This window comes from Kutzneria sp. CA-103260, assembly GCF_018263855.1.
GTDB lineage: Bacteria > Actinomycetota > Actinomycetes > Mycobacteriales > Pseudonocardiaceae > Kutzneria.
Genome location: NZ_CP073318.1, coordinates 4,493,377 through 4,518,312 on the forward strand (window position 1 = coordinate 4,493,377; position 24,936 = coordinate 4,518,312).

24 protein-coding genes are annotated in these 24,936 nt (G+C 70.1%); 7 read left to right on the top strand and 17 right to left on the bottom strand.

The genetic code is table 11. From position 1 onward, the window contains the following. Complete coding sequence (locus JJ691_RS19295) at positions 1 to 213, bottom strand: hypothetical protein (RefSeq protein WP_211770137.1); 213 nt, start codon at positions 211 to 213, stop codon at positions 1 to 3. A gap of 353 nt (positions 214 to 566) precedes the next feature. Here JJ691_RS19295 and JJ691_RS19300 point away from each other — a divergent pair, with 353 nt between their 5' ends. Together JJ691_RS19300 and JJ691_RS19305 are read left to right on the top strand one after the other, a co-directional pair. Next, positions 567 to 1,652: an XRE family transcriptional regulator gene (locus JJ691_RS19300; RefSeq protein WP_211770138.1), complete on the top strand. Its 1,086-nt coding sequence runs from the start codon at positions 567 to 569 to the stop codon at positions 1,650 to 1,652. Positions 1,653 to 1,726: 74 nt separating this feature from the next. Then, positions 1,727 to 2,839 (top strand): glycosyltransferase family 2 protein, encoded by a 1,113-nt coding sequence (locus JJ691_RS19305; RefSeq protein WP_211770139.1) that lies wholly within the window; start codon positions 1,727 to 1,729, stop codon positions 2,837 to 2,839. Here the strand turns inward: JJ691_RS19305 and JJ691_RS19310 are convergent. The 3 genes from JJ691_RS19310 to JJ691_RS19320 form a co-directional block, all read right to left on the bottom strand. Then, positions 2,816 to 3,307 (bottom strand): GNAT family N-acetyltransferase, encoded by a 492-nt coding sequence (locus JJ691_RS19310; RefSeq protein WP_211770140.1) that lies wholly within the window; start codon positions 3,305 to 3,307, stop codon positions 2,816 to 2,818. The two genes, JJ691_RS19305 and JJ691_RS19310, sit on opposite strands and share 24 nt — an antisense overlap. A 90-nt stretch (positions 3,308 to 3,397) precedes the next feature. Beyond that, complete coding sequence (locus JJ691_RS19315) at positions 3,398 to 4,399, bottom strand: alcohol dehydrogenase catalytic domain-containing protein (RefSeq protein WP_211770141.1); 1,002 nt, start codon at positions 4,397 to 4,399, stop codon at positions 3,398 to 3,400. Between the two features lie 19 nt (positions 4,400 to 4,418). Beyond that, positions 4,419 to 5,270, bottom strand: coding sequence for a LysR family transcriptional regulator (locus tag JJ691_RS19320; RefSeq protein WP_211770142.1), 852 nt, complete (start codon positions 5,268 to 5,270; stop codon positions 4,419 to 4,421). An 84-nt stretch (positions 5,271 to 5,354) separates the two neighbouring features. On the opposite strand from JJ691_RS19320, the gene JJ691_RS19325 reads away from it, so the two are divergent. Continuing rightward, positions 5,355 to 6,065, top strand: a complete 711-nt coding sequence (locus tag JJ691_RS19325) for an SDR family oxidoreductase (RefSeq protein WP_211770143.1) — start codon at positions 5,355 to 5,357, stop codon at positions 6,063 to 6,065. 52 nt (positions 6,066 to 6,117) lie between these two features. Here JJ691_RS19325 and JJ691_RS19330 read toward each other — a convergent pair whose 3' ends face one another. From JJ691_RS19330 to JJ691_RS19340, 3 genes are all read right to left on the bottom strand, one after another. After that, the gene (locus JJ691_RS19330) at positions 6,118 to 7,818 is read right to left on the bottom strand and encodes a sulfatase-like hydrolase/transferase (RefSeq protein WP_249228035.1); all 1,701 of its coding nucleotides are present in this window, start codon (positions 7,816 to 7,818) and stop codon (positions 6,118 to 6,120) included. A gap of 95 nt (positions 7,819 to 7,913) precedes the next feature. Next, positions 7,914 to 9,629: a substrate-binding domain-containing protein gene (locus JJ691_RS19335; RefSeq protein ID WP_211770144.1), complete on the bottom strand. Its 1,716-nt coding sequence runs from the start codon at positions 9,627 to 9,629 to the stop codon at positions 7,914 to 7,916. Between the two features lie 52 nt (positions 9,630 to 9,681). Beyond that, a complete protein-coding gene (locus tag JJ691_RS19340; protein ID WP_211770145.1) occupies positions 9,682 to 10,584 on the bottom strand; it encodes a LysR family transcriptional regulator in 903 nt (300 codons plus the stop codon). 72 nt (positions 10,585 to 10,656) lie between these two features. Between JJ691_RS19340 and JJ691_RS19345 the strand changes: the two genes are divergently transcribed. Further along, the gene (locus JJ691_RS19345) at positions 10,657 to 11,466 is read left to right on the top strand and encodes an SDR family NAD(P)-dependent oxidoreductase (RefSeq protein ID WP_211770146.1); all 810 of its coding nucleotides are present in this window, start codon (positions 10,657 to 10,659) and stop codon (positions 11,464 to 11,466) included. A 1-nt stretch (position 11,467) separates the two neighbouring features. Here JJ691_RS19345 and JJ691_RS19350 read toward each other — a convergent pair whose 3' ends face one another. The 8 genes from JJ691_RS19350 to JJ691_RS19385 form a co-directional block, all read right to left on the bottom strand. Further along, entirely contained in the window at positions 11,468 to 13,534 is a 2,067-nt protein-coding gene (locus tag JJ691_RS19350; RefSeq protein ID WP_211770147.1) for a tetratricopeptide repeat protein, read from the bottom strand. A 10-nt stretch (positions 13,535 to 13,544) separates the two neighbouring features. Next, a complete protein-coding gene (locus tag JJ691_RS19355; protein ID WP_249228036.1) occupies positions 13,545 to 14,486 on the bottom strand; it encodes an LCP family protein in 942 nt (313 codons plus the stop codon). 74 nt (positions 14,487 to 14,560) lie between these two features. Then, positions 14,561 to 15,523 (bottom strand): VWA domain-containing protein, encoded by a 963-nt coding sequence (locus JJ691_RS19360; protein ID WP_211770148.1) that lies wholly within the window; start codon positions 15,521 to 15,523, stop codon positions 14,561 to 14,563. A 109-nt stretch (positions 15,524 to 15,632) separates the two neighbouring features. Continuing rightward, the gene (locus tag JJ691_RS19365) at positions 15,633 to 16,679 is read right to left on the bottom strand and encodes a carbohydrate kinase family protein (protein WP_211770149.1); all 1,047 of its coding nucleotides are present in this window, start codon (positions 16,677 to 16,679) and stop codon (positions 15,633 to 15,635) included. A 67-nt stretch (positions 16,680 to 16,746) separates the two neighbouring features. Next, positions 16,747 to 17,982, bottom strand: a complete 1,236-nt coding sequence (locus tag JJ691_RS19370; RefSeq protein ID WP_211770150.1) for an SAM-dependent methyltransferase — start codon at positions 17,980 to 17,982, stop codon at positions 16,747 to 16,749. Next, positions 17,979 to 18,698 carry a DUF1365 domain-containing protein gene (locus JJ691_RS19375; protein ID WP_211770151.1) on the bottom strand — a complete coding sequence of 240 codons (720 nt, stop codon included), beginning with the start codon at positions 18,696 to 18,698 and terminating at the stop codon, positions 17,979 to 17,981. Before JJ691_RS19375 ends, JJ691_RS19370 begins: the two co-directional genes overlap by 4 nt. Further along, positions 18,692 to 19,951: an NAD(P)/FAD-dependent oxidoreductase gene (locus JJ691_RS19380; protein WP_211770152.1), complete on the bottom strand. Its 1,260-nt coding sequence runs from the start codon at positions 19,949 to 19,951 to the stop codon at positions 18,692 to 18,694. Before JJ691_RS19380 ends, JJ691_RS19375 begins: the two co-directional genes overlap by 7 nt. Continuing rightward, positions 19,948 to 20,661: an alpha/beta fold hydrolase gene (locus tag JJ691_RS19385; RefSeq protein WP_211770153.1), complete on the bottom strand. Its 714-nt coding sequence runs from the start codon at positions 20,659 to 20,661 to the stop codon at positions 19,948 to 19,950. The genes JJ691_RS19380 and JJ691_RS19385 overlap by 4 nt, the downstream gene beginning before the upstream one ends. A gap of 149 nt (positions 20,662 to 20,810) precedes the next feature. On the opposite strand from JJ691_RS19385, the gene JJ691_RS19390 reads away from it, so the two are divergent. Both JJ691_RS19390 and JJ691_RS19395 read left to right on the top strand, forming a co-directional pair. Further along, positions 20,811 to 21,410: a phosphatase PAP2 family protein gene (locus JJ691_RS19390; RefSeq protein WP_211770154.1), complete on the top strand. Its 600-nt coding sequence runs from the start codon at positions 20,811 to 20,813 to the stop codon at positions 21,408 to 21,410. After that, a complete protein-coding gene (locus JJ691_RS19395; protein ID WP_211770155.1) occupies positions 21,407 to 22,246 on the top strand; it encodes an alpha/beta fold hydrolase in 840 nt (279 codons plus the stop codon). Before JJ691_RS19390 ends, JJ691_RS19395 begins: the two co-directional genes overlap by 4 nt. Here JJ691_RS19395 and JJ691_RS19400 read toward each other — a convergent pair. Next, complete coding sequence (locus JJ691_RS19400) at positions 22,215 to 22,688, bottom strand: GNAT family N-acetyltransferase (protein WP_249228246.1); 474 nt, start codon at positions 22,686 to 22,688, stop codon at positions 22,215 to 22,217. The two genes, JJ691_RS19395 and JJ691_RS19400, sit on opposite strands and share 32 nt — an antisense overlap. Positions 22,689 to 22,734: 46 nt before the next feature. On the opposite strand from JJ691_RS19400, the gene JJ691_RS19405 reads away from it, so the two are divergent. Then, the gene (locus tag JJ691_RS19405) at positions 22,735 to 23,319 is read left to right on the top strand and encodes a TetR/AcrR family transcriptional regulator (protein WP_211770157.1); all 585 of its coding nucleotides are present in this window, start codon (positions 22,735 to 22,737) and stop codon (positions 23,317 to 23,319) included. Here JJ691_RS19405 and JJ691_RS19410 read toward each other — a convergent pair. Next, the gene (locus JJ691_RS19410) at positions 23,312 to 24,895 is read right to left on the bottom strand and encodes a ricin-type beta-trefoil lectin domain protein (protein WP_211770158.1); all 1,584 of its coding nucleotides are present in this window, start codon (positions 24,893 to 24,895) and stop codon (positions 23,312 to 23,314) included. The genes JJ691_RS19405 and JJ691_RS19410 overlap by 8 nt on opposite strands. Positions 24,896 to 24,936: the final 41 nt, after the last annotated feature.

Sequence of the window (24,936 nt, forward strand, 5' to 3'; positions counted from 1 at the left end):
TCAGGCGGCCGTCATCGCCAGCACGATGGTGGTCAGCAGCACCCCGCACACCGTCGAGGCGAACAGCATGCCGGCGAAGACCTTGCCGGCCGTGCCGAGCAGGCTCTGCACGGACGACAGGATGCGGATCAGCACCCGGATGACGGCGATGAAGAGCACGATGCCGAGCACGAGCGCGACGGCGAACAAGGTGGAGAGATCCGAGCTGTTCATGGGAACCCCCGGCGACTGCGGGTGGTGCGCGGTCAGGGACGGTGTGGAGACGCCCAGGCCGGCGTGGCCGGCCGTGAACCGGAAGAGGCTGGGCGGCGGGCTGCCGGCGGCTGCCTGGCCTGGTGGTTCATTTCACCACCTCCTGAAGTTCACCAACTCGAACTGAACTTGACCGAGCGGAGTGAAGTTCAGGGTAGAGCTCTGTACCCTGGTCGACAAGGGGTAAAAACTGGCCACCGAACTGGCCGACCAGGGACAACACGCTGATGCTTCCCCTAGTTCAAGCCACCTGCCCGGTGGTGTATGTTGCGAGCTTCAGCGAGTATGGTGAAGTTAACTGAAGGGTTACCGCCGTGCAGCCGACCGTTGTCCCGGATGGCACTCTGCCCGCCCGCCTGCGGGCGTTGCGGGAAGAGACATGGCCGGGGCAGCCCGTGACGCAGCTCCAGTTGGCCGACGCGTTCAGCGCCGAGCGGTCCACCAGCGTTCCCCTGATCTCCTCATGGGAGAGCAGCACCAGTCCGAAGACCCCGCCGGCCGTCCGGCTGGACGCGTACGCCCGGTTCTTCGCGACCCCGCGGTCGATCGAAGGGGACGAGCCCCGGCTGCTGCACGTCGACCAGCTCGCCGACACCGAACGCACGCGGTACAGGGAACTGCTGGCCGAGCTCACCGGGCTGCGGTCGGCTGTCGTCGGCCACACGGGCACGGTCCCCCGCCCGTCTGACGTCTCGGACAGCCTGTGGCACTTTCCGGTGAAGGAGGACATCCTCATCGTCTGCGCCCCGCTGCCGGCCAAGTACGCGGGCGGGCTCGGGTCGTTCACCAAACCCAGCGACGCCGACTACGTGGAGCTGTACACCTACGCGGACCCGGACGCGCTCATCGAACTGTTTGGCCACCTGCGCATGACCAACCCGCAGAGTACGGTGAACTTCACGACTTCTAACAAACTCGTCGAGGACGACTACACGAAACATCTGGTGTTGCTCGGCGGCGTCGACTGGAACACGTTGACCCAGGACGTGCTGCTGCACGTAAGACCTCCTGTGCGGCAGATAACCAGAGTGGACACCGATGATCCCGGTGGCTTCGAGGTCGTGGTCGGCGCCGGCGGCCAGTCGTTCCGGCCGGTGTTCCGCGGCGACGTGCTCATCGAGGACGTGGCGCATTTCTACCGCCTGCCCAATCCATACAACAACGAACGCACTCTCACGGTCTGCAACGGCATGTTCGGGCGGGGGACCTACGGGGCGGTCCGCGCGCTGACGGATGCCCGGCTTCGGGCCCGCAATGACGAGTACGTTCGCGCCAACCTCGACGAGGACGACACTTTCAGCCTGGTGACGAGGGTCCGAATCCTGCGTGGCCACACGCTGACCCCGGACTGGACCAAGCCGGAGATGCGCCTCCACCAACGGCCGGAGGCCGCACAGTGACCGCAGCGATCGGCGCCACGTTTCCCCCCGTCGTGGCGCCTTCCGAAGTGCACCATGGCGATCACAACGCCCTGATGACGGTCATCGACACGAAGCCGATCGGGCTCTGCAATGTCGACGCGATCATCGTGCCCACCGCGCGATCGGCGCCGTATCTGCGCCGGGCCATCGAACTCGCGGGCAAGCTGAACTGCACGCTGGTGGCATTGTGCAGCAAGCATTCCCACGCCGGCCGCGTGGCGAAGCTGGCCGAGGAAAGCGACGTCGAGGCCGTTGCCGTCGACATGGCGTCGGTGCTACCCGGCCTGCTCCCGGCCTTCGAGACCAGTGATCTCCTCGCCGGGACCACCTGGGAACGGCGCACGGACACCAGCTTCAAGCGCAATCTCGGCCTGCTGATCGCACGGCTGATGCGGTGGAAGCACATCGTGTTCCTGGACGACGACATCGACATCCCGGAGCCGCAGGACCTCGTCGACGCGGTGGGACTGCTGCACGACTTCGACGCCGTCGGGCTGACCAACGGCGGCTACCCGGACAACTCCGTGGTGTGCCACGCCAACCGGGAGACCGGCGGTTTCCAGGAGACGTTCGTCGGCGGCGGCGCGCTCGCGGTGAACGGGACGTGCGCCGCTTTCTTTCCCGAGATCTACAACGAGGACTGGTTCTTCATTCTCGGGCGCAGCCGGCTCTGCCCGACCGCGAAGACCAAGGGAATCGCCGTGCAGAAGCCTTATGACCCGTTCACCGACGTGCGCAGGGCTCGGGCCGAGGAGTTCGGCGACTGCCTGGCCGAGGGCGTTTTCTGGCTGCTGGACAACGGCAAACGTGTCCGTGACGCCGATATCGGCTACTGGCGGCAGTTTCTGAACATGCGGCAGCAGTTCATCACAGAGGTGCTCGCCCGGGCCTCCGTGCAGCCGATGGAGGAGAAGGAGCGCGGGCCGATGATCGCGGCGCTGAAGGCGGCCCGGGGACGCTGCCAGACCGTCGATCCCGAACTGTGTGTGAACTACCTCCAGGCGTGGCACAAGGACCGGACGCGGTGGAGCACTTATCTGAAGCACCAGGAGTTCCTGTTCGGGCGCCGGGAATCGCCGACCGTCAAGGACGTGTTGCGTCACCTGGGGCTGCAAGCGGCCGGCCGGCACATCCAGGGCCTGTCAGTCTTGCGGAGCGTCTGTTAGGGATTTGGTGAAGACGTAGCACTTCTCCGGCGTGTCGGTGAAGGTGCCGTCCTCGTGCCAGTCGCGGCGGTTGCAGTCCACGAACTCGCGTCCCCAGTCCTGGTAGCCGAGGCGTTCGTAGAAGCGCACGGCTCGCTTGTTCGAGTATTCAACGGCCAAGGCGGCGACGGCCAAGCCTCGGCGATGGAGCTCCTGCTCTCCGGCCCGGACGAGCCGCTTGCCGTAACCCTGGTTGCGGTCGGGCTCGAACACCTCGAGGTGGGTGATCAGCGGGATGTCCGGGAGGTGCCGGCGGATTTCCTCCTCCTCGGCGTCCTCCAGCCACAGGTAGACGCAGCCGACGGGCCGGCCGTCGAGCCAGGCGGCGAGCAGCACCCCGTGGTCGGCCGCCTGACGGGCCAGGCGGTCGGCGATGTATCCGGCCTGGCCGCCCGCCGCGACAAGTGCCGGCGCTTCGTCGGGGCGCACGGGGTGTATCTCCAGGTGGACCATCAACACTCGACGGTAGGTGAGCCTGGGGCGGGAGTCACTGGTCCGACAGGGTGGGCTCCCCAACGGTCAAAACTCGATGAGGGCGCGGGGGCTGTCGAGGGTGCCGGCGGCGAGGCGGGAGTAGGCCAGCTCGACGGCGTCGAATCCGAAGCGCTGGACGGGATTGCGCAGGGCGCCGGTGGCGGCCAGGGAGATGACGTCCTGGAGGTCGGTGATGGCGGAGCCCTGGAAGGTGAAGACCTCGCCGTCGGCGGGGAGGGAGCCGAGCCAGGGGGCGTTGAGGCGGCCGCCGGCGGCGCCGATGAGGCCGTAGGAGCCGCCGGGGCGCAGGGCGCGCAGGCCGGCGGCGATGGTGTCGTCGGCGCCGACGAAGTCGAGGACGGCGTCGGCGCCGAGGCGGCCGCTCAGGGAAGGAGCGGTCTCGTCGGCGCCGAGGGAGGGGGCGGCGGCGAGACGGGCGGGGTTGGTGTCGACGGCGAGGATGCGGCAGGCGGTGAGCAGGCGCAGGAACTGGACGGCAAAGGAGCCGAGGCCGCCGACACCGATGACAGCGACGAGGCCGCCGGGGTGCAGGCGGGGCAGGATGCGGCGGACGGCGTGGTAGGAGGTGGCGCCGGCGTCGGTGAGGGGACCGGCGGTGACGGGGTCGAGGGATCCCAACGGCATGAGGGATCGGGTGGAGTCGACGAGCACGTACTCGGCGAGTCCGCCGTCACGGCCGTAGCCGCGGCCGGCCCGGCCGTTGGGGCAGGAGGAGTCGAGGCCCCGCTGGCAGTGCCAGCACTGGCCACAGGAAGTTGGCGAGACGAGGGCGACGGGATCGCCGTCGGCGAAGCCGGGGACGCCGTCACCGACGACCCACCCGGCGACCTCGTGCCCGAGGGTGAAGGGCACCTGCCAGCCGAGCCGCTCCCCCACGGCGGCCGGCAGCTGGGGCACGGTGACGTCGCTGTGGCACAGCCCGCAGCCGGCGACCCGGACGAGCACCTGGCCGGGCCTGGGTTCCGGCGTCGGCACGTCGACGACCTGCGGCGGCTTGCCCCACTCGGTGAGCCGAAAGGCACGCATTCGATCACCGTACTGGGATTCACCCGCCGGCGATCTGCTCCAAAAGGGCGCGAGCGGCGGGTGCGGCGCTGGCGCTGATGGCCACGGCGAGCTCGCGGACGGTGCGGGGCGACAGGGGGCGGGTGACGACGTCGCTGAGATCCACGGGCAGGCCGACAGTGGGCAGGATGCTGACGCCGAGCCCGGCGCCGACCATCTCGACCACGGCGGCCGGTTCCCGGGCCTCGAAGGCGGAGCCGAGCCGGACCCCGACGGTGGCGGCGACCTCGTTGAACACGCGTGCGCAGCCACCGGTGGAGCGGATGAACGGTTCCCGGGACAATTCCTCGTACGTAACGGTTTCCGCGGTGGCGAGGCGGTGATCGGCCGGTACGAGGGCGACCATCTCGTGGGTGTCCAGCGGCACGGTCCGCATCCCGGGCGCGGGCAGGGTGACCACGCCGGCGTCGACCACGCCCTGGTCCAGCCAGTCCCGCACCTCGTGGTCGCTGCCCTCCAACAGTCGCACGGCGACTCGTGGATAGCGCTTGCGGAACAGGCGCAGCTGCGAGGCGATCAGGGTGCCAGTGGCGGTGGGCAGGCTGGCCAGCCGCAGCGTGCCGGTGATCTCGCCGGCCAGGGCGGTGACCTCGGTGCGCATCAAGTCGAAGTGCCGCAACACTTCCCGCGCGTGGCGCACGACGACCTCGCCGGCCTCGGTGGGGCTCACGCCGTCACGTCCACGGGTCAGCAGCGGCGCGCCGAGCTCCGCCTCCAGGGCGGACACCGAGCGGCTGACCGCCGGCTGGGACATGCCGACGCGATCGGCGGCGGCGGTGAAGCCGCCGTGCTCCACGACCGCCAGCAGCGCCCGGAGCTGGGCCAGGGTCATCGCCGCCTCCATACCCGATCGGTTATGGCCGTATACCAGGGAAGTGATTGTACGGCCGTCAGCCAGAACAGTAGCGTTATGGCCATGACGAGGCGATTTCTGATCACCGGGGCCAGCAAGGGCATCGGCCGGGTGCTGGCGCAGCGCGTCGCTGACGCCGGCCACCTGCCGATCGGCCTGGCCCGGACCGCGCCGGCGGACTTCCCGGGCGAGTTCCACGAGGTCGACGTGTTCGACCGGGCGGCCACCGCCGACGTGCTGGGCAAGGTCGGCGACGTCGACGGCGTGGTCAACAACGTGGGCTTCGCCCGGATGGCCCCGGTCGGCGAGATCGACCTCGACGACCTGCTCTGGACGCTCGACGGCAACGTGCGGGTGGCGGTCCAGGTGACGCAGGCGGCGCTGCCGGCGATGCGGGCGGCCGGCTGGGGCCGGATCGTCAACATCACCAGCCTGGTCACGCTGGGCACGCCCAACCGCAGCTCCTACGCCGCCGCCAAGGCCGCCATGGACGCGCTGACCAAGGTGTGGGCGGGCGAGCTGGCCGGCAGCGGCATCACGGTGAACTCGGTGGCGCCGGGTCCGATCGAGACGGAGATGTTCCGCCGCAACACCCCCGCCGGCTCGCCGCAGGAGGCCAAGTTCTTCGAGCGCATCCCGGTCGGCCGCATCGGCCGGCCGGCCGAGGTGGCGGCGGCGGTCTCGTTCCTGCTGTCCGAGGACGGCGGCTTCACCACCGGACAGGTCATCCGGGTGGACGGCGGCGGCAGCCTGGCCCAGAGCCAGCGCCGCTAGTCCGCGAGGAGGCACTGGGCCGGGTCGCCGCGACCCGGCCCGGTGCCGGTGATCACTTGCTGGCCGAGTCGCCGAACGCGGTCATGAACCGGTCGCGGAAGGAGCTCATCGGCCACACCGGGGCGTGCGGGCTGGGCTTGAGGCCGTCGGTCCAGCCCCAGCCGGACACCCGGGCCAGCACCGACGGGTCCTTGGCCACGATGCTGATCGGCACGTCGTGGTCGGCGTTGGTGCCGCTGACCAGGGTGCCGGGCTGGTGGTCGCCGAGGAACACCATCACCGTGTTCTGGTCGCCGTAGCGCTGCAGGAACTGGATCAGGGTGTTCAGCGAGTACTGGATGGACTCGCCGTAGGCCTGCTGCACCTTGGCCTGGTCGGGCCAGACGTCCTTGACCTGCTTGCCGACGGCGGCGGCCTGCGGCCCGAACATCGAGCCGTCGCCCATGGAGTCCCAGTCCACCAGCTGCGGCAGCGGCGTCCACGGCACGTGGCTGGACACCAGGTCGATCTCGCCGAACGCCGGCCCGGGCTTGGACAGCTCGTGCTGGCGGATGAAGTTCATCGTGTACTGGTCGGGCATCGTGGCGTAGGAGAACACCGGGCCCTTGTAGCCGACGTTGCGCGAGTCGTAGACGCTGTCGTAGCCGTAGAACTGGGTCTCGGGCACCCAGTCGCGGGTGTTGGCCGGGTCGTCGGCGAAGGTCCGCCAGCCGGCGTCCTTGAACGCCCGGGCCAGTGTGAAACGGCTGCCGCTGACCAGGTTGGTGTAGCGGTACTGGCTGTTGACGTCCACACCGGACTCCAGCGTGGAGTGGGCCAGCCAGCTGCCGCCGCCGAACGTGGTGGACGTCAGGAACCCGGACTTGGCCGCGAAACCGGCCTTCTGCAGGGTTTGCGTGCCGGCGTCGAGCACGGCGTCGATGCCGGGTGCGAAGCTGGAGTTCATCACCGCGGACCGGCCGTAGCTCTCCACGAACACCAGCAGCACGTTCTTGCCGCGCAGGCCGGTGAGCAGCTTGTTGCTCGGGGTGGCGGCGAAGTTGTCGGTCGCCACCTGGTGGGCAAAGTCCTGCTGGTCCTTGAGGTCGGCGCTGACCTGGCGCAGGTCGTTGACGGCCAGCGCGGCCGCGTTGCTGGCGGCCAGCGGCTGGCCGGGGGTGAGCTGCGCGCCGGTCGGGGCCAGCACCAGCCAGATCACGGCCAGCAGGGCGACGCCGCGAACGGTGCCGGTGCGGTGGTTGGCCACCAGCCCGCTGAGCCGGGTCACGGCCAGCGCGGTCAGCACGATCAGTCCGATCGCGACGACGACCACCAGCCCTGCGGCCACCCAGCCCAGGGCATCGCCGACCTCGCCCTGCAGGAACTCCAGTCCGGGGCCGAGGAAGGTCCAGTCGTAGATCGGGTCGAATGGCCGGTTCAGCGAGGCGTAGAAGCCCATGTCGGCGAACTTGAGAATGGTCAGCACGCCGAGAACGGCCCCGCCGACCAACGCCACCGGCTTGCGCCAGCTGGTGGGCAGGAGCAGCAGCAGGACCACGCCGACCAGGCCCTCGACCGGGATGCGCACGAACGCCAGCGGCGTCAGCTTGCTCAGGTCGTCCGGCGCCACCAGCGCGAACAGGACCAGCAGGAACGCGAGCACGGTCGCCGTGGCGGCGAGGACGCGGCGGGTGGTCGACGGCGGAGTGCGGTCGCCCGGTTCCTGGTCAGCTGGTTGATCAGGCTGCCGGCGAAGGCGCGTGAGGATCGACAAGCCGAGGTCCTTCCGTGTGGTGGCGGTGGTGCCACTTCAGCACACGGACGCGGTTCGACTTCGGTTCAACACGAGTCTTTTTGCCCGAAATGCGATCAGCAGTTGGACGTGGCGCACGGGCGGCGGCTCAGGGCGTCGAACAGGACGCTTCGGAAATCCGCGCCGTTGAGCGCCTGGTACGCCTTGCCGCCGGTGGTGGCGGCCAGTTGTTGCAGCACGTCCATGTCGGCGTCGGGGCCGAGCCCGATGCCGATGATCTGGATCGGGCGGGTGGGGTCGACCTCGGCCCGCAGCGCGGTGAGCAGGCCGGTCAGGTCCAGACCGCCGGGCGTCTCGTTCTTGCCGTCGGTGATCAGCACCTCGGAGTTGACCTTGGACGCGTCGTAGCCGTTGCGCAGCACGGTGTAGGCCTGCAGGGCGGCGTCGTACAGGGCGGTGCTGCCCTTGACCTTGCCGGGCAACGACATCGCGGCCTGTTGCAGCAGTTGTCGTTGTGGGGCCCCGTTGGTCTGGCCGCCGAGCGGGCCGAGCGGCACGAGTTCGCTCCACTGGTCGGCGAACGTCCACAGCCCGACCGCGGTCGTGTCGGGCATCAGCGACATTCCGGCCAGCGCCCCGTCGCGGGCCACCTCGATGCGGGACTGGCCGTCGGGCATGGGTTCGGCCATGGAGCCGGAGGTGTCGATCACGGCCAGGGTGCGGCCGTCCAGGTGGATCACGTCCCAGGCCCGCAGCACGGTGGTGACCTGGTCGGAAGTCGGGGCGGGCAGCCGGTTCGGGGTGTCCATCCGGACGCCTGCCCGCATGGCCCAGGCGGCGCGGCCGCCGGGTTCGCGGAATCCGGCGTCGCTCAACGACTTCGCGGCGCCAGCCGATCTCAGCCGGCTCTCGAAGGCCGCCGCGGCGGCGTCCGTGCCGGCCGGCTCCTCGTTCGTGAGGACCCGAACGACCGGGTAGTCGAACAGCACCGAGCCCTCGTTGGGGTAGAGCGCGACCGCCTGCCCAGAGGAATTTGGCCCGGAGGAGTCGGTGTTGTGGGCGATGACCGACTGCTCGGTCGCCGTGAACAGCGGCGCGGTCTGCGGATTCTTGGCCATCAGCTGGTAGCAGGTGGCGATGTTGGGCTGCGTGGCGTCGCGCAGCCGCAGCAGGGTGGCGATCAGCTCCGGCGGCGGTGCGCCGTTCTGGGCGGGGGCCATGCCCTCGGCCAGGCCCAGGGTGGCAAGGCCTTCGGTGTTGGTCAGCGGGTCGGCGATGTCCACCGGCACGCCCGGGTCGACCAGCCGCTGCCAGCTCACACTGGACTGGGACCACCCCAACTTGGCCACCTCGTCCATGCCACCGACCACCACCAGCGGGGAGGTGGCCAGCGACGCGTGCGGGACGATCTTCGGCGTCACACCGGGCACGGCGGCGTCCTTCTGTGCCGCGGTCGACGCCCACAGCGAGGAGTCGGGGATCCAGAGCGCGGGCGGGTCGATCGGCTTGGTCGGCAGCTCGGCCACCACGTCGGCGGCCTGCTCGGCGACGACCTGGACCTTCACGCACAGGCCGTTGACGCCCGACCGGTCCTGCTCGAAGCCGTTGGCCACCTGCCGCACGACCTGTTGCATCGCCGGCGTCACCGTGACGCGGAGCGGGAGCTCGCCGCCGCAGGTGTGGGCGGCGTTGGTGGCGTTGGCGGCGACGACGGCGGTGACCGCCAGGAGGGCGACGAGGACGGGCGGCAGGAAGTGGGTGAGCCGGCGCCGCGATGCGCGGGCGTGCCGATGCGGGCGCATGGCGTCGAACCACCTCCGGAGACCTTCCATCGGCGATTCTTCGACGTCGACCAGCCGCCGGACACCGCCGGACGGCGTGTCGTCAGACCTGCCGACTGGCCGCGCGCAAGGCCGCCAGCACGCGGGCCACCGGTTCGGGTTGACGGCCCGGCAGGCGGGCGGCGATCACCCGGCGGCTTTCCCGCGGGCCACCGCGGACCGTCAGCACCCGAACGCCGGCCGGCACGGCCGGGATCATCGACGACGGCACCGTGGTCAGGCCGCAGCCGGCCGCCACGAGCTGGAACTTGGTCAGCCAGTTCCGGGTGACGTGGGCGATCTCGGCCCGTTCCGGCAGGCCCGGCCACACGCCCAGCAGGGCCTCGTCGCCGACGCCGACGCTGGCGATCCAGCGTCGGCCGGACAGGTCGTCGATGTGCAGGGAGTCGTTGTCGGCCAGCGGGTCTGTGGCGGGGACGCCGACGCAGAGCTCGCGTTCCAGCAGCGTCTCCATGTGCAGCGCCGGCTTCTCGGTGTCCGGGGCCCGGAACGGCGGGGCCGCGGCCAGCACCGCGAGGTCGATCGTGCCGGCCCGGAGGGACCGGGTCAGCGCCGGCGTGTAGCCCTCCCGGCTGGTGACGGTGATGCCCGGGTGCGTGCGGCGCAGCATCGTCAGGGCACGGGGCAGGATCACCGCGCCGGCGGTGGGGATGACACCGACCCGCACATGCCCGGTTTCCGTTGGCATTCCTCGAAGTTCTCGCTCCACGGAGTCGACGGCGTCGAGCGCCGTCGCCGCGTGCCGAAGGATGATCCGGCCCGCCGGCGTCAACACCGCCCCGTCGCGCTTGCGTTCGAAGACCGTTGTGCCCGCGGCCTTCTCCACCGCCGCGATCTGCCGGGACACCGCCGATTGCGTGTAGCCCAACGACTCCGCCGCCGCGCTGAACGTGCCGCGCTCGGCGATCTCCCGGACCACCCGCAGCCCGGCCATCGTGAATTCCATGACGTTTACGCATACCATGCTTGCCATACTTTCGTTGGACTCATGGCCGTTCTCGCCCCTAGCGTGGTTGGCATGACACGCATCGCTGTGGTGACCGGCGCCAACCAGGGCATCGGTCGCGCCCTCGTCGAGGACCTCGCCGACCGCTGGACCGCCGACGATCTCGTCCTGCTCACCGGCCGCAACCCCGCCCGCGTCACCGAAGCCGCCGCGGCCATCCGGGGCACCGCCCGCGTCGAGGGCCGAGTCCTCGACGTCACCGACCCCGCCGCCATCGCCTCGCTGGCCGCTTCCCTTGGGGCGGTGGATGTTTTCCTCTCCAACGCCACCATGCGCATCACTCCCGAGCGCACCCAGGCCGAGCAGGCCGACGAGTTCATCGCCGTCGCCAACGGCGCCACCCACTCCGTGCTGCGGTCCTTCGCCCCCATCATCCGGCCCGGCGGCCGCCTGATCATCGTCGCCAGCTCCCTCGGCCTGCTCCGCAACCTGGATTCCCGGCTACGCCCCTTGTTCGAGAACGCCTCCCTCGACGAGATCGAGGCCGTGGTGGCGAAGTGGCAGGCCGCCATCCACGACGGCACGGCCCAGGATCAGGGCTGGCCCGAATGGATCAACATCCCGTCCAAGATCGCCCAGGTCGAAGCCGTTCGCGCGGTAGCCCGGGAGCGCAGGCAGGAGGATCTGGCCGCGGACCGGTTGATCGCCGCGGTGTGCCCAGGCTTGGTGGACACCCCGACGTCGCGGCCGTGGTTCGACGACTTCAGCCAGGCCAAGACCCCGGCCCAGGCGGCGAAGGATCTGCTGGACTTCATCCTGGCGGAGCCGGTGGATCCGGAGATGTACGGCGAGCTGGTGCGGGACGGCAAGGTCCTGCGGTAGGTCAGGGAAGTTCCTCACGAATGCGGTGGATCTTTTGCGACCCTTTGGTAAGGACCTCCAGCAAGTCGCGGGCGTGACGTCCATCATCAATCTTGGCTAGCCGCTTCACATCCGCTTCGGCACGGTCCGATTCCCCCATCGTGAAGAAGATGGTGATGCGGAGGATCAAGCCGAAGGTATAGTCGGGCGACTGCTCAATGGCGAGGTCGGCATCCGCCAATGCCTCGGTGAGGCGATCCATCCTACGAAAGGTCTCGGCGCGAGTGCCGATGGCCCAGGTGTACTTCCGCCGCAGCTCGATCGCCTTGTCGAGATCAGCGAGGGATTCCTCGAACCGCTCGAGCGCCTGGAAGGCCGCGCCACGACAGCCGTATGCCCAGGCATTGTCGGGCTCGTCGGCCAGCAAGCGATCGAGATCGGGGAGCGCCTCGGCGGGCCGCCCCATGCGGCGGAGGGTTTCGCCGCGTTCACCGATGTAGCGGACTTCGTCCGGGGCCAAGTCGATCGCGGACTGGAAGTCGGCCAGAGCCACGTCGAAGTCACGGGCCGCACGCAGCAGAACGCCTCGCTCGGCCCGGGCGAGCGCACGGGCCGGGGCCGGTAGGGAAGAGTCATCGACGAGCAGGCCGATCAACGCCGTGTAGTCCACGTTCTCGACCAGCTCGGTGCCGCGCCGCACCACCTCAGGAGTGTCGGTCTCGCGACCTGCTTGCAGGATCATCCGAGCCCATTGCGGGGCTCGGGATCGGCGAACGGAGAAGGCCGTGATCAAGCCGCACAGGGCCTCGGGCAGCGCGGCGGCCCGGTCGGCGCACAAGTGGTGGTAGGCGTGTTCCAGGGGCTCGGCTTGGTCGGCCAAAGCCAGGTGGCGGGAGCGCCATTCGGCCGGGGAGCGGCGTTGCAGGACTCGGAGCATCTGGGAGCGGACCACGTCGTGGTAGTGGAAGCCGTCCGCCTGCTCGGTGACGAAGGGCTGTTGCACCAGCCAGGACAGGTGGTCGGCCGAACTTGCCGCGATGGCGAACTCCTCGGAGGAGAACTTCCTTGGCAGGGCACCGAAAAGCGCGGCGGTGCGGCGGTCAGGGTCGGGTTCCCACTTGAGGAATCGTTCCACCGCACTACCACTCGGGTCACCGACGTCGGAGACCTCGGCGGGGTGGGCTTCGGCGAGCATGGCGACCAGCACCGGCAAACGACCCGAGAGGCCGAGGATCACCTCGACCACCCGGGGATCGGTGACGTTGCGGGAAGTCAGGAAGCGGCGGGCCTCCTCCTCGGTGAAGACTTCCAGCGGGAGATCCGTTCGTACGCTGAGGAAGTCGCCCCACTGGTTGAGGTCCAGGGGCTTCTGGCCGGCGACCACGAAGACCATGTCGGCCGGAAGGTCACCGTACTTGCCGACAAGGAGTTCCCGGAGCCACTGGTCCAGGAAGGGCGAAGTCCGCTCGTACGTGTCGAAGAACAGGGCCAGGGGCTTGCCGAGGGAGTTCAGGTCACGGACCAGGGCCGGGGTCAGGACATCGGCCGGGGACATCACCAGCTGCACGTCGTCGCGGCTGCGGAGCTTGCGGGACAGGAAAACCCGCAGCTTGTCGACGTCCTCGGCGGCGGACTTGGAGTCGATGGCCTTGGCGATGCCGCCCACCACCGGGACCTCGCCGGCGGCGGCGAGGCCGGCCCGGACGGTGGAGCGGGTCAGCAGGGACGACAGGCCCTCCGGGGCCGTGGGGTCGGAGTCCAGGTCCTGGCGGTGTTGCCGGTACGCGGCCAGGCGCTTGGTGAACTCCTTGCACGGCCCCAGACCGACGGCCAGGGCCGCCAGCGCCGAGGGCAGGTCGTAGGCGGACTCGTCGACCTGCCCGGCGGCGCAACCGTGTTCGACGGCGATGCGACGGAACTGCCGCACCAGGAACGACTTCCCGATGCCGGCAGCGCCGTGCACGCTGAACAGGAACTGTCGGTCGGTGACCGGGAGCCGCAGGTTCTCCGCGAACAGCGCCAGCTGCTGCTCCCGGCCGATGAAACCGCCGGCCTGCCGGCTGCGCAGAATCTCCTGGAAGGACGGCACCCGGCCGAGTCTAGTGGCCGCTGAGCACGTCGGAGGGCACCGCGGCGTCGGTGCGCAGGGCGTCGAACAGCCGGGTCGCCTTGTCCTTGTTCCACAGCACCACCGAGCCCGCGCCGGCGATGGTGGGAGTGCTGGAGATCGGCACGGTTGTGGTCACCAGATCCTTGCTGGCCAGCGAGAACGCCAGGCTGGACAGGTTCCAGATGTGGTCGCCGTTGTTGACGGTCAGCGCCGCCGGCACGCTCGACATCAGCGGGAAGACACGGAACGGGTTGAACATCACGCCGGGGCTGGTCACCTTGCTGACCACGGCCGACAGGAACTGCCGCTGGTGCACGACGCGGTCCAGGTCGGCGGCCGGCGTGGCCCGGGTGCGGACGTAGCCCAGGGCCTGGGTCCCGGTCAGGTCCTGGCAGCCGGGCTGCAGGTTCAGGCCGGCCTTGGGGTCGACCATGGGCTTGTCGATGCACATGTTCACGCCGCCGATGTTGTCGACCACTCCGGCGAAACCGGCGAAGCCGATCTCCATGTAGTGGTCGATGTGCAGCCCGGTGGCGCCCTCCACGGTCTGCTGCAGCAGCGGCGCGCCGCCGTAGGCGAAGGCGGCGTTGAGCTTGTTCTTGCCGTGCCCGGGAATGTCCACATAGGAGTCCCGCAGCAGGCTGACCAGCGTGGGCTGGCCGCTGCTGGGCACGTGCAGCAGCAGGATGGTGTCGGTGCGGGCGCCGCTGTCCGAGCCGGTGGCCAGCTCCTGCTTCTGGGCGTCGCTCAGGCCGTCACGGCTGTCCGAGCCGACCATCAGCCAGTTGGTGCCGGATCCGGCCGCGGGCCGGCCGCCGTAGTCCTGGAGGGCGTCGGTCCGCTTCAGCGAGAAGTCGGCGTAGACGAACACACCCAGCACGAGCAGGACCAGGACCACCAGCACGGCCCCGATGACACGCCCGATGCGCACAGAGAACACCTCCACGTAGACCAGAACGTCCACAATAGGGACGTATGGTCACACGTGCTGGTTGCCCGTCGGGTTCAGGGCAGGCGCTGGGTGAGGACCAGCGCCCCGGCCGCGCCGAGCACGGTCAGCACCGCGCCCAGCGCGATGAACGGCTTGCTGACGTCGGTCTCCTGCGTCTCGTAGCCGATCTGCTCGCCCAGCGAGGCGTAGATCTGGTTCAGCTTGTCGCTGGTGTCGGCCTTGAAGAACTGCCCGCCGGAGATGTCGGCCAGCTGGTGCAGCGACTCGTCGTCGACCGGCACCGGCTGCTCCTGGTTCTGCAGCAGCACCACGCCGTCGGCGGTGCCGTAGGAGATGGTGTTGATCGGGATCTTGGCGTCCTTGCACTCCTTGGCCATCGCGAACTCGTCCCGGCCGGCGGTCTGCTTGCCGTCGGACATGAGCACGATCTGGGCCGGCGGCGCGCCGGCCGGGCCGCCGAGGCCGCGTTCGAACTGCTGGATGGACTGGAGCGCGGCGGCGATCGCCTCGCCGGTGGCGGTGGCCGGCTGGAGCTGGATGTTGTCGATGGCGTCCACCACCGGCTTGCGGGCGGTGGTCGGGCTCACGTCGACCGTGGCCGAGCCGCCGTAGGTGATCAGGCCCAGGTTGACCCCGCCGGTCATGTTGGACACGAAGGACTTGGCCGCGGCCTGCGCCGCCTTGATCCGGGACGGCTGGATGTCGGTGGCGTCCATCGACGGCGAGACGTCGATCACCAGCATCACGGTGGCCCGGTTGCGCGGCACCTTGGCCTCGGCCATCGGCCCGGCCAGCGCGGCGGTCAGGGCCAGGAAGGCGACCAGCAGCAGGATCGGGGGCACGATCCGCCACCGGGTCGGCCGCTTGGGGGCGACCCGGTCCAGGACGGCCATGTTCGCGAAGCGCACCACGTGCCGGCGTCGGCGGCGCTGCGTCCAGAAGTAGGCGCCGAACACCGCGGCCACGCCGAGCAGCAGCGCGAACCACACCGGCGACGCGAACCCATCGATCCCCACCCCGCCAGTTAACCAATACCCAGGTAAAACCTCCGCGAGTCCCGCTCTCGGGCAAGCGTGTGTCGAGTATCGAACTCGACATTCAGTTGCCTGAGAGCGGGACTCGCGATCAGTTGAGGCCGCGGAGGCCGATGGTGGCGCTGGCGCGGCGGACCATGGCGGCCGGGTCGGTGGGCAGCACGGTGTTGAGGAACTCGTACGAGTGCAGCTCGGTGGCGTCACGCCGGCCGAGGTGCCGCCACCAGCTGGCGATGTCGTGCCAGCCGGGGGCCGACAGCGACCCGCCGAAGTGCTGCACCGACAGCGCCGCGCACAGGTTGGCGAAGTTCACCCGGTCGGCGAGCGGCCAGCCGGCCAGGGTGCCGACCACGAAGCCGGCCCCGAACACGTCGCCGGCCCCGGTCGGGTCCAGGGCGGCCATGTTCAGCCCGCCGACGTCGACGGTGACGTCGTTGGCCGAGTCGATGGCGTACGCCCCGTTGCCGCCGCGGGTCACCACAACCACCGGGACCAGCTCGGACAGCCTCTGAGCGGCCTTCTCCGGGGTGTCCTCGCGGGTGTAGCTCATGGCCTCGACGGCGTTGGGCAGGAACACGTCGTAGCCGTCGAGCTTGCGCAGCATGGACGGGGCCCACTTCTCGGTCGGGTCCCAGCCGACGTCGGCGAACAGCAGCGCCCCCTGCTCCTTGACCGCGCCGATCCACCGCTCTTCCTGCAGGTCGACGTGCACGTAGGCGGCCCGGGTGGGCGGCGGCGGGTTGAGCAGCTCGTCCGGCCCGACCGGCGAGGGATGGCCGTGGGTGACCATGCTGCGGTCGCGGTCCACGGCCATGGACACGGTCAGCGGCGAGTGCCAGCCGTAGAACCGCCGGCTGCACGACAGGTCGACGTTCTCCTGGTTGGCCAGCACCTCCCAGCAGAAGTCGCCGTAGACGTCCTCGCCGAACGCGGCGGCCAGCGCGGTGCGCAGCTGGAGCCGGCTGAGCGCGACGGCCAGGTTGGCGATGCCGCCGGGGCTGGAGCCCAGGCCGGTCGACCACACCTCGGTGCCGGCCGCCGGCTGGTGGGCCAGCCCGGTGAAGATGATGTCCAGGAAGACCGTGCCGGACAGGAGCACGTCGAACTTCGGGGTTTGCCCTGCTGACGCCGTTTCCACCCCTGGCACCTTAGGCCGCGGCCGCACGTCGACCAAGATCAACGACGCCCGGGCGGGTGACGGCTGGTCACTTGGTCAGGCCGAACTGCCGCACGTCGAGGTAGCCGGCCCGGAATCCGGCCTCGGAGTAGGCCAGATAGAACTCCCACATCCGCCGGAACGTCTCGTCGAAGCCGAGGGCGGCCACCTCGCGCCAGCGGTCCAGGAACCGCCGCCGCCACAGGCGCAGGGTCAGCGCGTAGTCCTGGCCGAACGACCGGTCGTGCACCACCCGCAACCCGGTGTGCTGGGCCACGGCGTCCTCGATGGCCTCGACCGACGGGATCAGGCCGCCGGGGAACACGTACTTGTGGATCCACGTGTACGCGTTGGCGGTGGCCAGCATCCGCTCGTGCGGCATGGTGATGGCCTGCAGCCCGATCCGCCCGCCCGGCCGGACCAGGCGGTCCAGGGTGGCGAAGTAGGTGGGCCAGTAGCCCTTGCCGACGGCCTCGATCATCTCCACGCTGACCACGGCGTCGTAGCTGCCGTGCGCCTCGCGGTAGTCGCGCAGCAGCACCTGCACCCGGTCGGCCACGCCGGCGGCCTGGATCCGCTGCTCGGCCAGGGTCTTCTGCTCGGCCGACAGGGTCAGGGTGGTGACCCGGGCGCCGCGTTGGGCGGCCCGGATGGCCAGCGCGCCCCAGCCGGTGCCGATCTCCAGCAGGTGCGTGTCCGGGCCGACGGCGGCGAAGTCCAGCACGCCGTCGATCTTGCGCAGCTGGGCGTCGACCAGGGGCTGCTCAGGGTCGGAGAACCAGGCCGAGGAGTAGGTCATGGTCTCGTCGAGGAAGATCGAGAACAGCTCGTTGGACAGGTCGTAGTGCCGGTGGATGTTCTCCCGGGCCCCGGCCAGGTCGTTGTCCTCGGCCGAGGGCTGGGTGCGCTCGGCGATCCGCCGCAGCGCCTGCAGCGGCCGCGGCACCAGGGTCGCCATCCGCGCGGCGAACGGCGTCAGCACGTCGGCGACCTCGGGGCTGCTCCAGTCGCCCACCATGTAGGCCTCGCCGAAGCCGATCTTGGCGTCGGCGCCGAGCCGGCGGAAGAAGTGCCCGGGCCGGTGCAGCCGCATCACCGGCGCGTCCGGGCCGCCCGCGCCGAGCACGCGGCCGTCGGGGAACTCGACGCGCACCGGGATGGTGCGCACGGCGTGCCGGAACAAGCGTTCGGCCGCAGCGGCCCGCAGCGGCGCCGCCGGCACCGTGGCCAGCCCGGGCCAGATCCCCTTGCTGGGCAGCGGAATGGAGGTCCTGGTCTTGGTCATTGCACTGTCTCCTGGGCCTCGTGCTGGGGACGGGGGACGATCGGGATCCGGCGCAGCCACAACCCGATGCCGTGCCTGCGGATCAGGGCGGACACACGGTGGGTGCTGAACGGCCGGCGCAGCAGCAGCCCGACCAGCGCGGACGGGGTGGCCGGCCGGCGATGGCCCCGCATGGTGGCGGTCAGCGGGGTGTTTCCGCCCTGGCACAGCACGATGGTGACGGAAAGCCGCGGACCGGGTTCGCCGAACCGCATCAGGTACTCACCGCCGAGGTCGAGGAACGGCGAGACGTAGAACGCCTTGTCGGCGCGGGCGCGGCCGGTCTCGTCAGGGAACAGCAGGTAGCAGTGCCGTTCCCCGTAGGTGTTGTGCACCTCGGCGACCACGCAGGCCAGCGATTCCCCTTGGTAGCACCAGAACACGGTCAACGGGTTGAAGACGTGCCCCAGCGACCGGGCGTTGGCCAGCATCAGGATACGCGAGCACTGGATACCTTGGCGCGCAAGGAAAGCATCCACGTTCTGCCGGATGCTCGCGGACGGGTCGCCGAGGTGGTCGCGAGCCTCGAACCGGGCGAACGGCCGCAGCCACCGTGGCAGCGAGGGCAGCTCGTCGAGGTCGACGAGCCACAGGAACACCTGGTGCTTGAACGCGTAGTCGATGCGTTCACGTCGAGCGTGCGCGACTTCGACGTCGTACAGCGCGGGGGCTACCACGTGACGCCCAGCGACTCGGCCGCCCGCACGCCGGCGGCGCAACCGTCCTCGTGGAAGCCCCAGCCGTGGTAAGCCCCCGCGTAGGCCACGGTCCCGTCGTTCAGCGCCGGCAACTTCCGTTGGGCCGCAAGGGCTGACGGGGTGTAGATCGGATGCTCGTACACCATCTTGGCGAGCACCGAATCCGGCGCCACGCGGTCGGTCGCGTTCAACGTCACGACGTAGCCGACGGGGGAATTCAGCCGCATCAACCGGTTCATGTCGTAGCTGACCAGCACCGGGCCGCCGCCGTCCGGACAGCTGGTCTTGAGGTAGTTCCACGACGCCCGCGCCCCGGAGCTGACCGGCAGCACCGACGGGTCGCTGTGCAGCCAGGTCTCGTTGCGGGAGTACTGGAACGCCCCCAGCACCTCGCGTTCCGCCGACGACGGGCTGGCCAGCAGCCGCAGCGCCTGGTCGGCATGGGTGGCGATCACCACCTTGTCGACCTCGTACGTCTGGTCGGCGTCATCCCGGATGGCCACGCCGCCAGAAGTCCGGCTCACGGCCCGAATCGGCGTCGAGACCTCCACCGCCGACAGGCCCTTGGCCGCCCGCTCCACGTAACGCCGCGAGCCGCCGACGACCGTCTTCCACTGCGGCGACCCGCCGACCGACAACATGCCGTGGTTGGCCAGGAAGGTGAACAGGTAGCGGGCCGGGTAGTCCAGCGACACCGACTCCCCCGCCGACCACACCGCCGACACCACCGGGGCCATGAAGTGCCGCGTGAAGTACGTCGAATAGCCGCCGACCGCCAGGAACGCGCCGAGGGTGACGTCGCCGGCCCGCTCGTCAGCCATCACCCGCCGGGCGTGCCGGTGGAACCGCGTCACCTCGGCCAGCATCCGCAGGTACTGACCGCGGACCAGATTGGCCCGCTGGGCGAACAGGCCCGGCAGCCGCTTCGAGCCGGCGTACTCCAGGCCGCAGCCGTCGCAGCGCACGCTCATCGACATCTCCGAGTCCTGGGTCGGCACGCCGAGCTCCCGGAACAACCGGATCAGGTTGGGATAGGTGCGCTCGTTGTGCACGATGAACCCGCTGTCCACGGCCGTGTAGCCGCCGCCCGGCGTCGGCAGGTCGTGGGTGTGGGCGTGGCCGCCGAGGCGGACGTCGGCCTCGAACAGCATCACCTCGTAGCGGCGTTGCAGCAGGTAGGCGGCGGTCAGTCCAGAGACGCCGGCCCCGATCACCGCGACCTTGCCCCTCATCCAGCGGCCCCTTCCAGGCTCAACGGGACCCGCAGGCCCCGTGGCGACGGTTCACGCACAGCGTTCGCGATCCAGGGGGCCAGTGGTTCGTAGCCCAGGCGACCAAGGACAAAACTTCGGACCAACCTCGTCCACTCGCCGGCCCGGCGCAGCATCGCGTGCCCGTCGCCGAGCACGTCGAAGCGGCACACGTCGGCGGTGACTACCTTGGCCCGCACCGCATAGTCGTAGGAGAGGCGCGGATCGGTCCAGCGCTCGCGGTCGCCGTGGGCGATCAGCAGCGACTTGCCGGCCAGCTGCTCGACCGGCTCCCCCGGCTCAGTCCACGGCGCCAGCGCGCACACCCCCAGCACGGACGGGTCGTCGGCGGCGTGCAGGGCGGCGCGGCCGCCCATGGAGTGCCCGACCAGCACGACCGGGGCGTCGTGCCGTCGCAATTGATCCAGGGCCCAGCGGGTGTCGGTCACGGGGTCGAGGTCGGGGGCGTTCCAGCCGCGGTACCGGTAGCTGAGCTGCGCGACCAGCAGGCCGTGCCGGCCGCCGTGGTTGGCCAGGTCGCGGGCGAACGGCGTCATCCGCAGGTAGGTGAGCTTCGACCGGGTGGCCGGGGCGTGGCTGCGGGCGCGGCCGCCGTGCAGCAGCAGCGCCACGCCGGTCGGCCGCCGGTCTCCACCCCGTTCCCGCAGGCCGGGGGCGACTGAGCTGGGCATGTCACGGCGTTCGCACGACCCGATCATCCGGTTCGGTGTGACGTTGCGTACACACCAGACCCCAGATGTCCTGGCAGTGTGGATTAGGTGTCCACAGGGTGAACCGGCGGTGCGGCATCCTTGATCGACATCGGATGTGAGGAGCACGCGTGAACTACGAGATCTTCAGCATGGTCAACGGCATGGCCGGCAAGTTCGGCCCGCTGGACGTGCTGATGGTCGTCGCCGCCAAGTACCTGATCTTCCTGCTGTTCGCGGCGGGCGCGGTCGTCACGGGTCTGCGGGCCCGGCAGGACGGCTGGTGGCCGGCCGGCGCGTGGCGGATCGGGCAGGTGGGGCTCACGCTGGCCGTCGGCTTCGCGCTGTCGGTGGGGATCCGCATGCTGGGGCTGTCGCAGCGGCCGTTCCAGACCCACGAGGTGCACCAGCTGCTCGACCACGCCCCCGGGGTGTCGCTGCCCAGCGACCACTCCACCGCGTCGTTCGCGGTCGCCGTCGCGGTGTGGTTCTTCGTGTCGGCCAAGTGGGGCCCGTACTTCATGGGCGTGGCCGCGTTGATCGCCGTGTCCCGGGTGTTCGTCGGCGTGCACTACCCGGCCGACATCGTGGCCGGCGCGCTGGTCGCGGTGGTCGCCGGGCTGGCGGTGTGGGGCGTGACGCTGCTGTGGAAGGACGCGTTCATCCGCCGGTACACGCCGGACCAGCCGGATGAGGTCGCGCAGGAGCGGGCGCTAGAGTCGACCGTGTGATCGAGAAGACGCGCATCGCCACGCCCGCCGGCACGTTCGACGCGCTGGCCAGCGGCGACGAGGACGGCCGCGAGGTGCTGCTGCTGCACGGCTTCCCGCAGTCGTCGCTGGAGTGGGAGCAGCAGCTGCGGGTGCTCGGGGGCGGCGGCTGCCGGGCGGTGGCCCCGGACCAGCGCGGCTACTCCCCCGAGGTGCGCCCCGAGCACGTCAGCGACTACCGGATGGAGGAGCTGGTCGGGGACGTCGCGGCGATCGCCGACGAGCTCGGCTGGCAGCGGTTCGACCTGGTCGGGCACGACTGGGGCGCGCTGGTGGCGTGGTCGGCGGCGGCCGCCATGCCGGAGCGGGTCCGCACCCTGACCGCCGTCTCCGTGCCGCATCCCGCGGCCTTCGAGCACGCCCGCGCCACCGACGAGGACCAGCACGAGCGGTCCCGCTACATCCAGACGTTCCGGCAGGCCGGGTCGGCGGAGAAGACGCTGCTGGCCGACAACGCCGACCGGCTGCGCCGCATCTACGACTGGAAGGTCCCCGAGGACCACGTCGAGCACTACCTGGACCGCTTCACCCAGCCGGGGGCGCTGACCGCGGCGCTGAACTGGTACCGGGCGATGGACCTGTCCGGCTCGATCGGGCCGGTGGCCGCGCCGACGCTGATGGTGTGGAGCACCGAGGACAACGCGATCGGCTCGGCCGGGGTGCTGGCCACCGAGAAGCACGTGACCGGGCCGTACCGGTTGGAGATCGTCGAGGACGTCTCGCACTGGATTCCCGAGGAGGCGGCCGACGAGCTGTGCCGGGTCCTCATCGAGCATCTGCTGGCGCACCGGAGCTGAGCACCCGCTCGTAGCACAGGGACAGCTCGAAGCCGATGTAGTCGCCGTAGTTGGGGATCGGCCGGTAGCCCTCGCGCTCGTAGAAGCGGATCGCGTCGGGTTGGGCCGCCCCGGTTTCGAGCCGGACGGTCGTCCAGCCGCGGTCGACGGCCGCCTGTTCCAGGGCGCGGAGCACGGCCGTGGCCACGCCGGTGCCGCGGGCTTGTGGTTCGACGTACATGCGCTTGACCTCGGCCGATGTCACGTCGAGCTGTCTGAGGGCGCCGCAGCCGAGCGGCATGCCGGCGTCGTCGAAGGCGATCAGGAAGACGGCGATGTCGTCGGCGCTGGGGTGCACGCCGGGCTCGGTGTCCACGCCGCCGTACCGCTCCAGGACCTCCGCACGCTGCTTGGCGCGCAGGTGCACGCCGGCCGGGTCGGTCCAGGGGCGGGCTTCGATCATGGTCACGGAACAGATGTTACGGTAACGTCTGTTACGGGAGGGTTGCATGTCACGAGCCGCGAACCCACAAGCCGCGGAGCAGCTGTCGCAGGCGGTGTGGGCCGTGCTGGCCAACCAGGGCCTGGAACGCCTCACCATCCGGGCCGTGGCCGCTGCCGCCGGCTGCACCACTGGGCTGGTGATGCACCGGTTCCCCAACCGGCGGGCCCTGCTCACGCACGCCCGCGAGCTGCTGCACGCACGGACCCTCGAACGGGTCGAAGGCTTGGAGCGAGCCGCCGCCACGCCTCGGGCGGCGCTGCGGGCCGTGCTGGCCCAGGGGCTGGCCACGACCGAGGCCGGCACGCTGGAAAGCGTGGTGTGGATCGGGTTTCTCGCCGCGGCGGTCGGCGACGACGAGCTGTTGGCGCTGCACCGGGTGAACACCAGGGCCTGGCGGCAACGAATCCTGCGACTCGTCGCCGCCAGTGCGCCGGAGTGGTCGGCCGAGGAGGTGTCCACCGCCGCGCTGGTGTTGATGGGCATGGCCGAGGGATCCGCCGCGTTGGCCTCGGCGGATCCCTCGACGTACAGCGCGGAACTACAGGAGGCCGCGCTGGATCGGACGTTGTCGGCGCTAGACCTCAGCTAGGCAGCGTCCAGATCTGGTTGAGCTGGTTGTCGCCGCACTGATAGAGCTCCAGCGCGGTGCCGTTGTCGCTGCCGCCACCGGTGACGTCCAGGCACAGCCCGGAGTTCTCCAGGTTCCCGTTCAGCTGGTACGACCACTGCTGCGCGGCTCCACCGTCGCATGTGGACAGCACCGCCTTGTTGCCGCTGTTGGTCAGGCACTTGCCCAGGGTCTGGACGGTGCCGTTGACCGGCTGCCAGCGCTGGTTGGCGTTTCCGGTGCAGGGCCACAGGATCACCGGGTTGCCGTCGGCGGTGCCGCTGTTGGAGTCGTCGACGCATTTGCCGCTGGTGCCGGAGATCTGACCGACCGGCGCCGGCTTCGCGCAGTCCGTGCCCAGCTTGACCCGGAAGATGGCGGTGCCGTGGGCCGGAACCGTTGCGGTGAGGGTGTTCGAGGTCTTGCCGGTCCACAGGTCCTTGGCGGTGTAGGAACAACTCGGCAGGCCGGCGGTGGTGCTGGTGGTGACCGGCGCGCCGCCGCGGTTGAGGATGGCCACCGCGCGGTCACCGTTGGCCAGCGGCCGGTACAGCACGTCGGTGGTGCCGTCCTGGCTGTACACCGTGCCCTGCTTGCCCAGCCGATCCTGGTCCACGGCAACGATGTCGGTGTTGCCGAGGGTGGCGACCGCGGCCGGCGACAACGTGCTGACGTCCGAGCTGAGGATCATCGGCGCGGCCATCATCGCCCACAGCGCGACCTGGCTGCGGGACTCGTCGGCGGTCACGCCGCCGTCACCGGCGATGAGGAAGTCCGGGTCGTTCCAGTTGCCCGGGCCGGCGTAGCGGCCGATCGGGTGGTTGTAGTCGTAGTTGCCGAGCACGCTGCCCCAGCGGCCGGTGTCCGGCTTGTTCTTGTCGTAGGTGGCGATGTCGTAGCCCTCACGCCACAGCTGGCCGTACTGCTTCACCCAGGTCAGCACGCTGTACCAGGAGGTCTCGCCCTGGAAGTAGGCCGGGGCCGACTCGGAGAACACGATCTTGCGGCCGGTCTTGGCCAGGGCGGCGGACTGCTGGGCGTAGGCCGACTTGTAGGTCTGCTCCTCGGTCTGCCCCGACACGGTCGGCAGGTTGCAGCCGTCCAGCTTCAGGTAGTCCACGCCCCAGCTCGCGAACAGGTTGGCGTCCTGCTGGAAGTGGTCCCAGCTGCCGGGATAGCCGCCGCAGGTGAGGGTGCCGGCGTCCTCGTAGATGCCGAACCTGAGGCCCTTCTGGTGCAGGTACTGGCCGACGTAGGCCATGCCGTCCGGGAACTTCACCGGGTCGGCAACGAGGTTTCCCTTGCTGTCACGGGATTTCGCCATCCAGCAGTCGTCGATGGTAACCGTGTTGTAGCCCTTGGCCGCCAGCCCCGTGGAGACCAGGGCGTCGGCGTTGGACAGGATGGTCTGCTCGGTGAAGTCGCACTGGTAGTGCGCCCAGTCGTTCCAACCCATCGGCGGGGTCTCCGCCAGGGTCGGGGTGGCGGCGGCGGTGGCGACCGGCGTCGTCAGGAACGACGCCGCCGTCACCGCGGCGAGCAGGATCTTCGGTAGCACTGGATTTCTACCTTTCAGCTCAGGTGCGGGCAAAGCTGATC

Excerpts from the sequence above, each read along its gene's own strand:
- JJ691_RS19305 (WP_211770139.1), top strand. The coding sequence starts at position 1,727 with ATGACGGTCATCGACACGAAGCCGATCGGGCTCTGCAATGTCGACGCG.
- JJ691_RS19385 (WP_211770153.1), bottom strand. The coding sequence starts at position 20,661 with ATGCCCAGCTCAGTCGCCCCCGGCCTGCGGGAACGGGGTGGAGACCGG.
- JJ691_RS19370 (WP_211770150.1), bottom strand. The coding sequence starts at position 17,982 with ATGACCAAGACCAGGACCTCCATTCCGCTGCCCAGCAAGGGGATCTGG.
- JJ691_RS19295 (WP_211770137.1), bottom strand. The coding sequence starts at position 213 with ATGAACAGCTCGGATCTCTCCACCTTGTTCGCCGTCGCGCTCGTGCTC.
- JJ691_RS19345 (WP_211770146.1), top strand. The coding sequence starts at position 10,657 with ATGACACGCATCGCTGTGGTGACCGGCGCCAACCAGGGCATCGGTCGC.
- JJ691_RS19325 (WP_211770143.1), top strand. The coding sequence starts at position 5,355 with ATGACGAGGCGATTTCTGATCACCGGGGCCAGCAAGGGCATCGGCCGG.
- JJ691_RS19320 (WP_211770142.1), bottom strand. The coding sequence starts at position 5,270 with ATGACCCTGGCCCAGCTCCGGGCGCTGCTGGCGGTCGTGGAGCACGGC.
- JJ691_RS19315 (WP_211770141.1), bottom strand. The coding sequence starts at position 4,399 with ATGCGTGCCTTTCGGCTCACCGAGTGGGGCAAGCCGCCGCAGGTCGTC.
- JJ691_RS19380 (WP_211770152.1), bottom strand. The coding sequence starts at position 19,951 with ATGAGGGGCAAGGTCGCGGTGATCGGGGCCGGCGTCTCTGGACTGACC.
- JJ691_RS19405 (WP_211770157.1), top strand. The coding sequence starts at position 22,735 with ATGTCACGAGCCGCGAACCCACAAGCCGCGGAGCAGCTGTCGCAGGCG.
- JJ691_RS19400 (WP_249228246.1), bottom strand. The coding sequence starts at position 22,688 with ATGATCGAAGCCCGCCCCTGGACCGACCCGGCCGGCGTGCACCTGCGC.
- JJ691_RS19340 (WP_211770145.1), bottom strand. The coding sequence starts at position 10,584 with ATGGAATTCACGATGGCCGGGCTGCGGGTGGTCCGGGAGATCGCCGAG.
- JJ691_RS19335 (WP_211770144.1), bottom strand. The coding sequence starts at position 9,629 with ATGGAAGGTCTCCGGAGGTGGTTCGACGCCATGCGCCCGCATCGGCAC.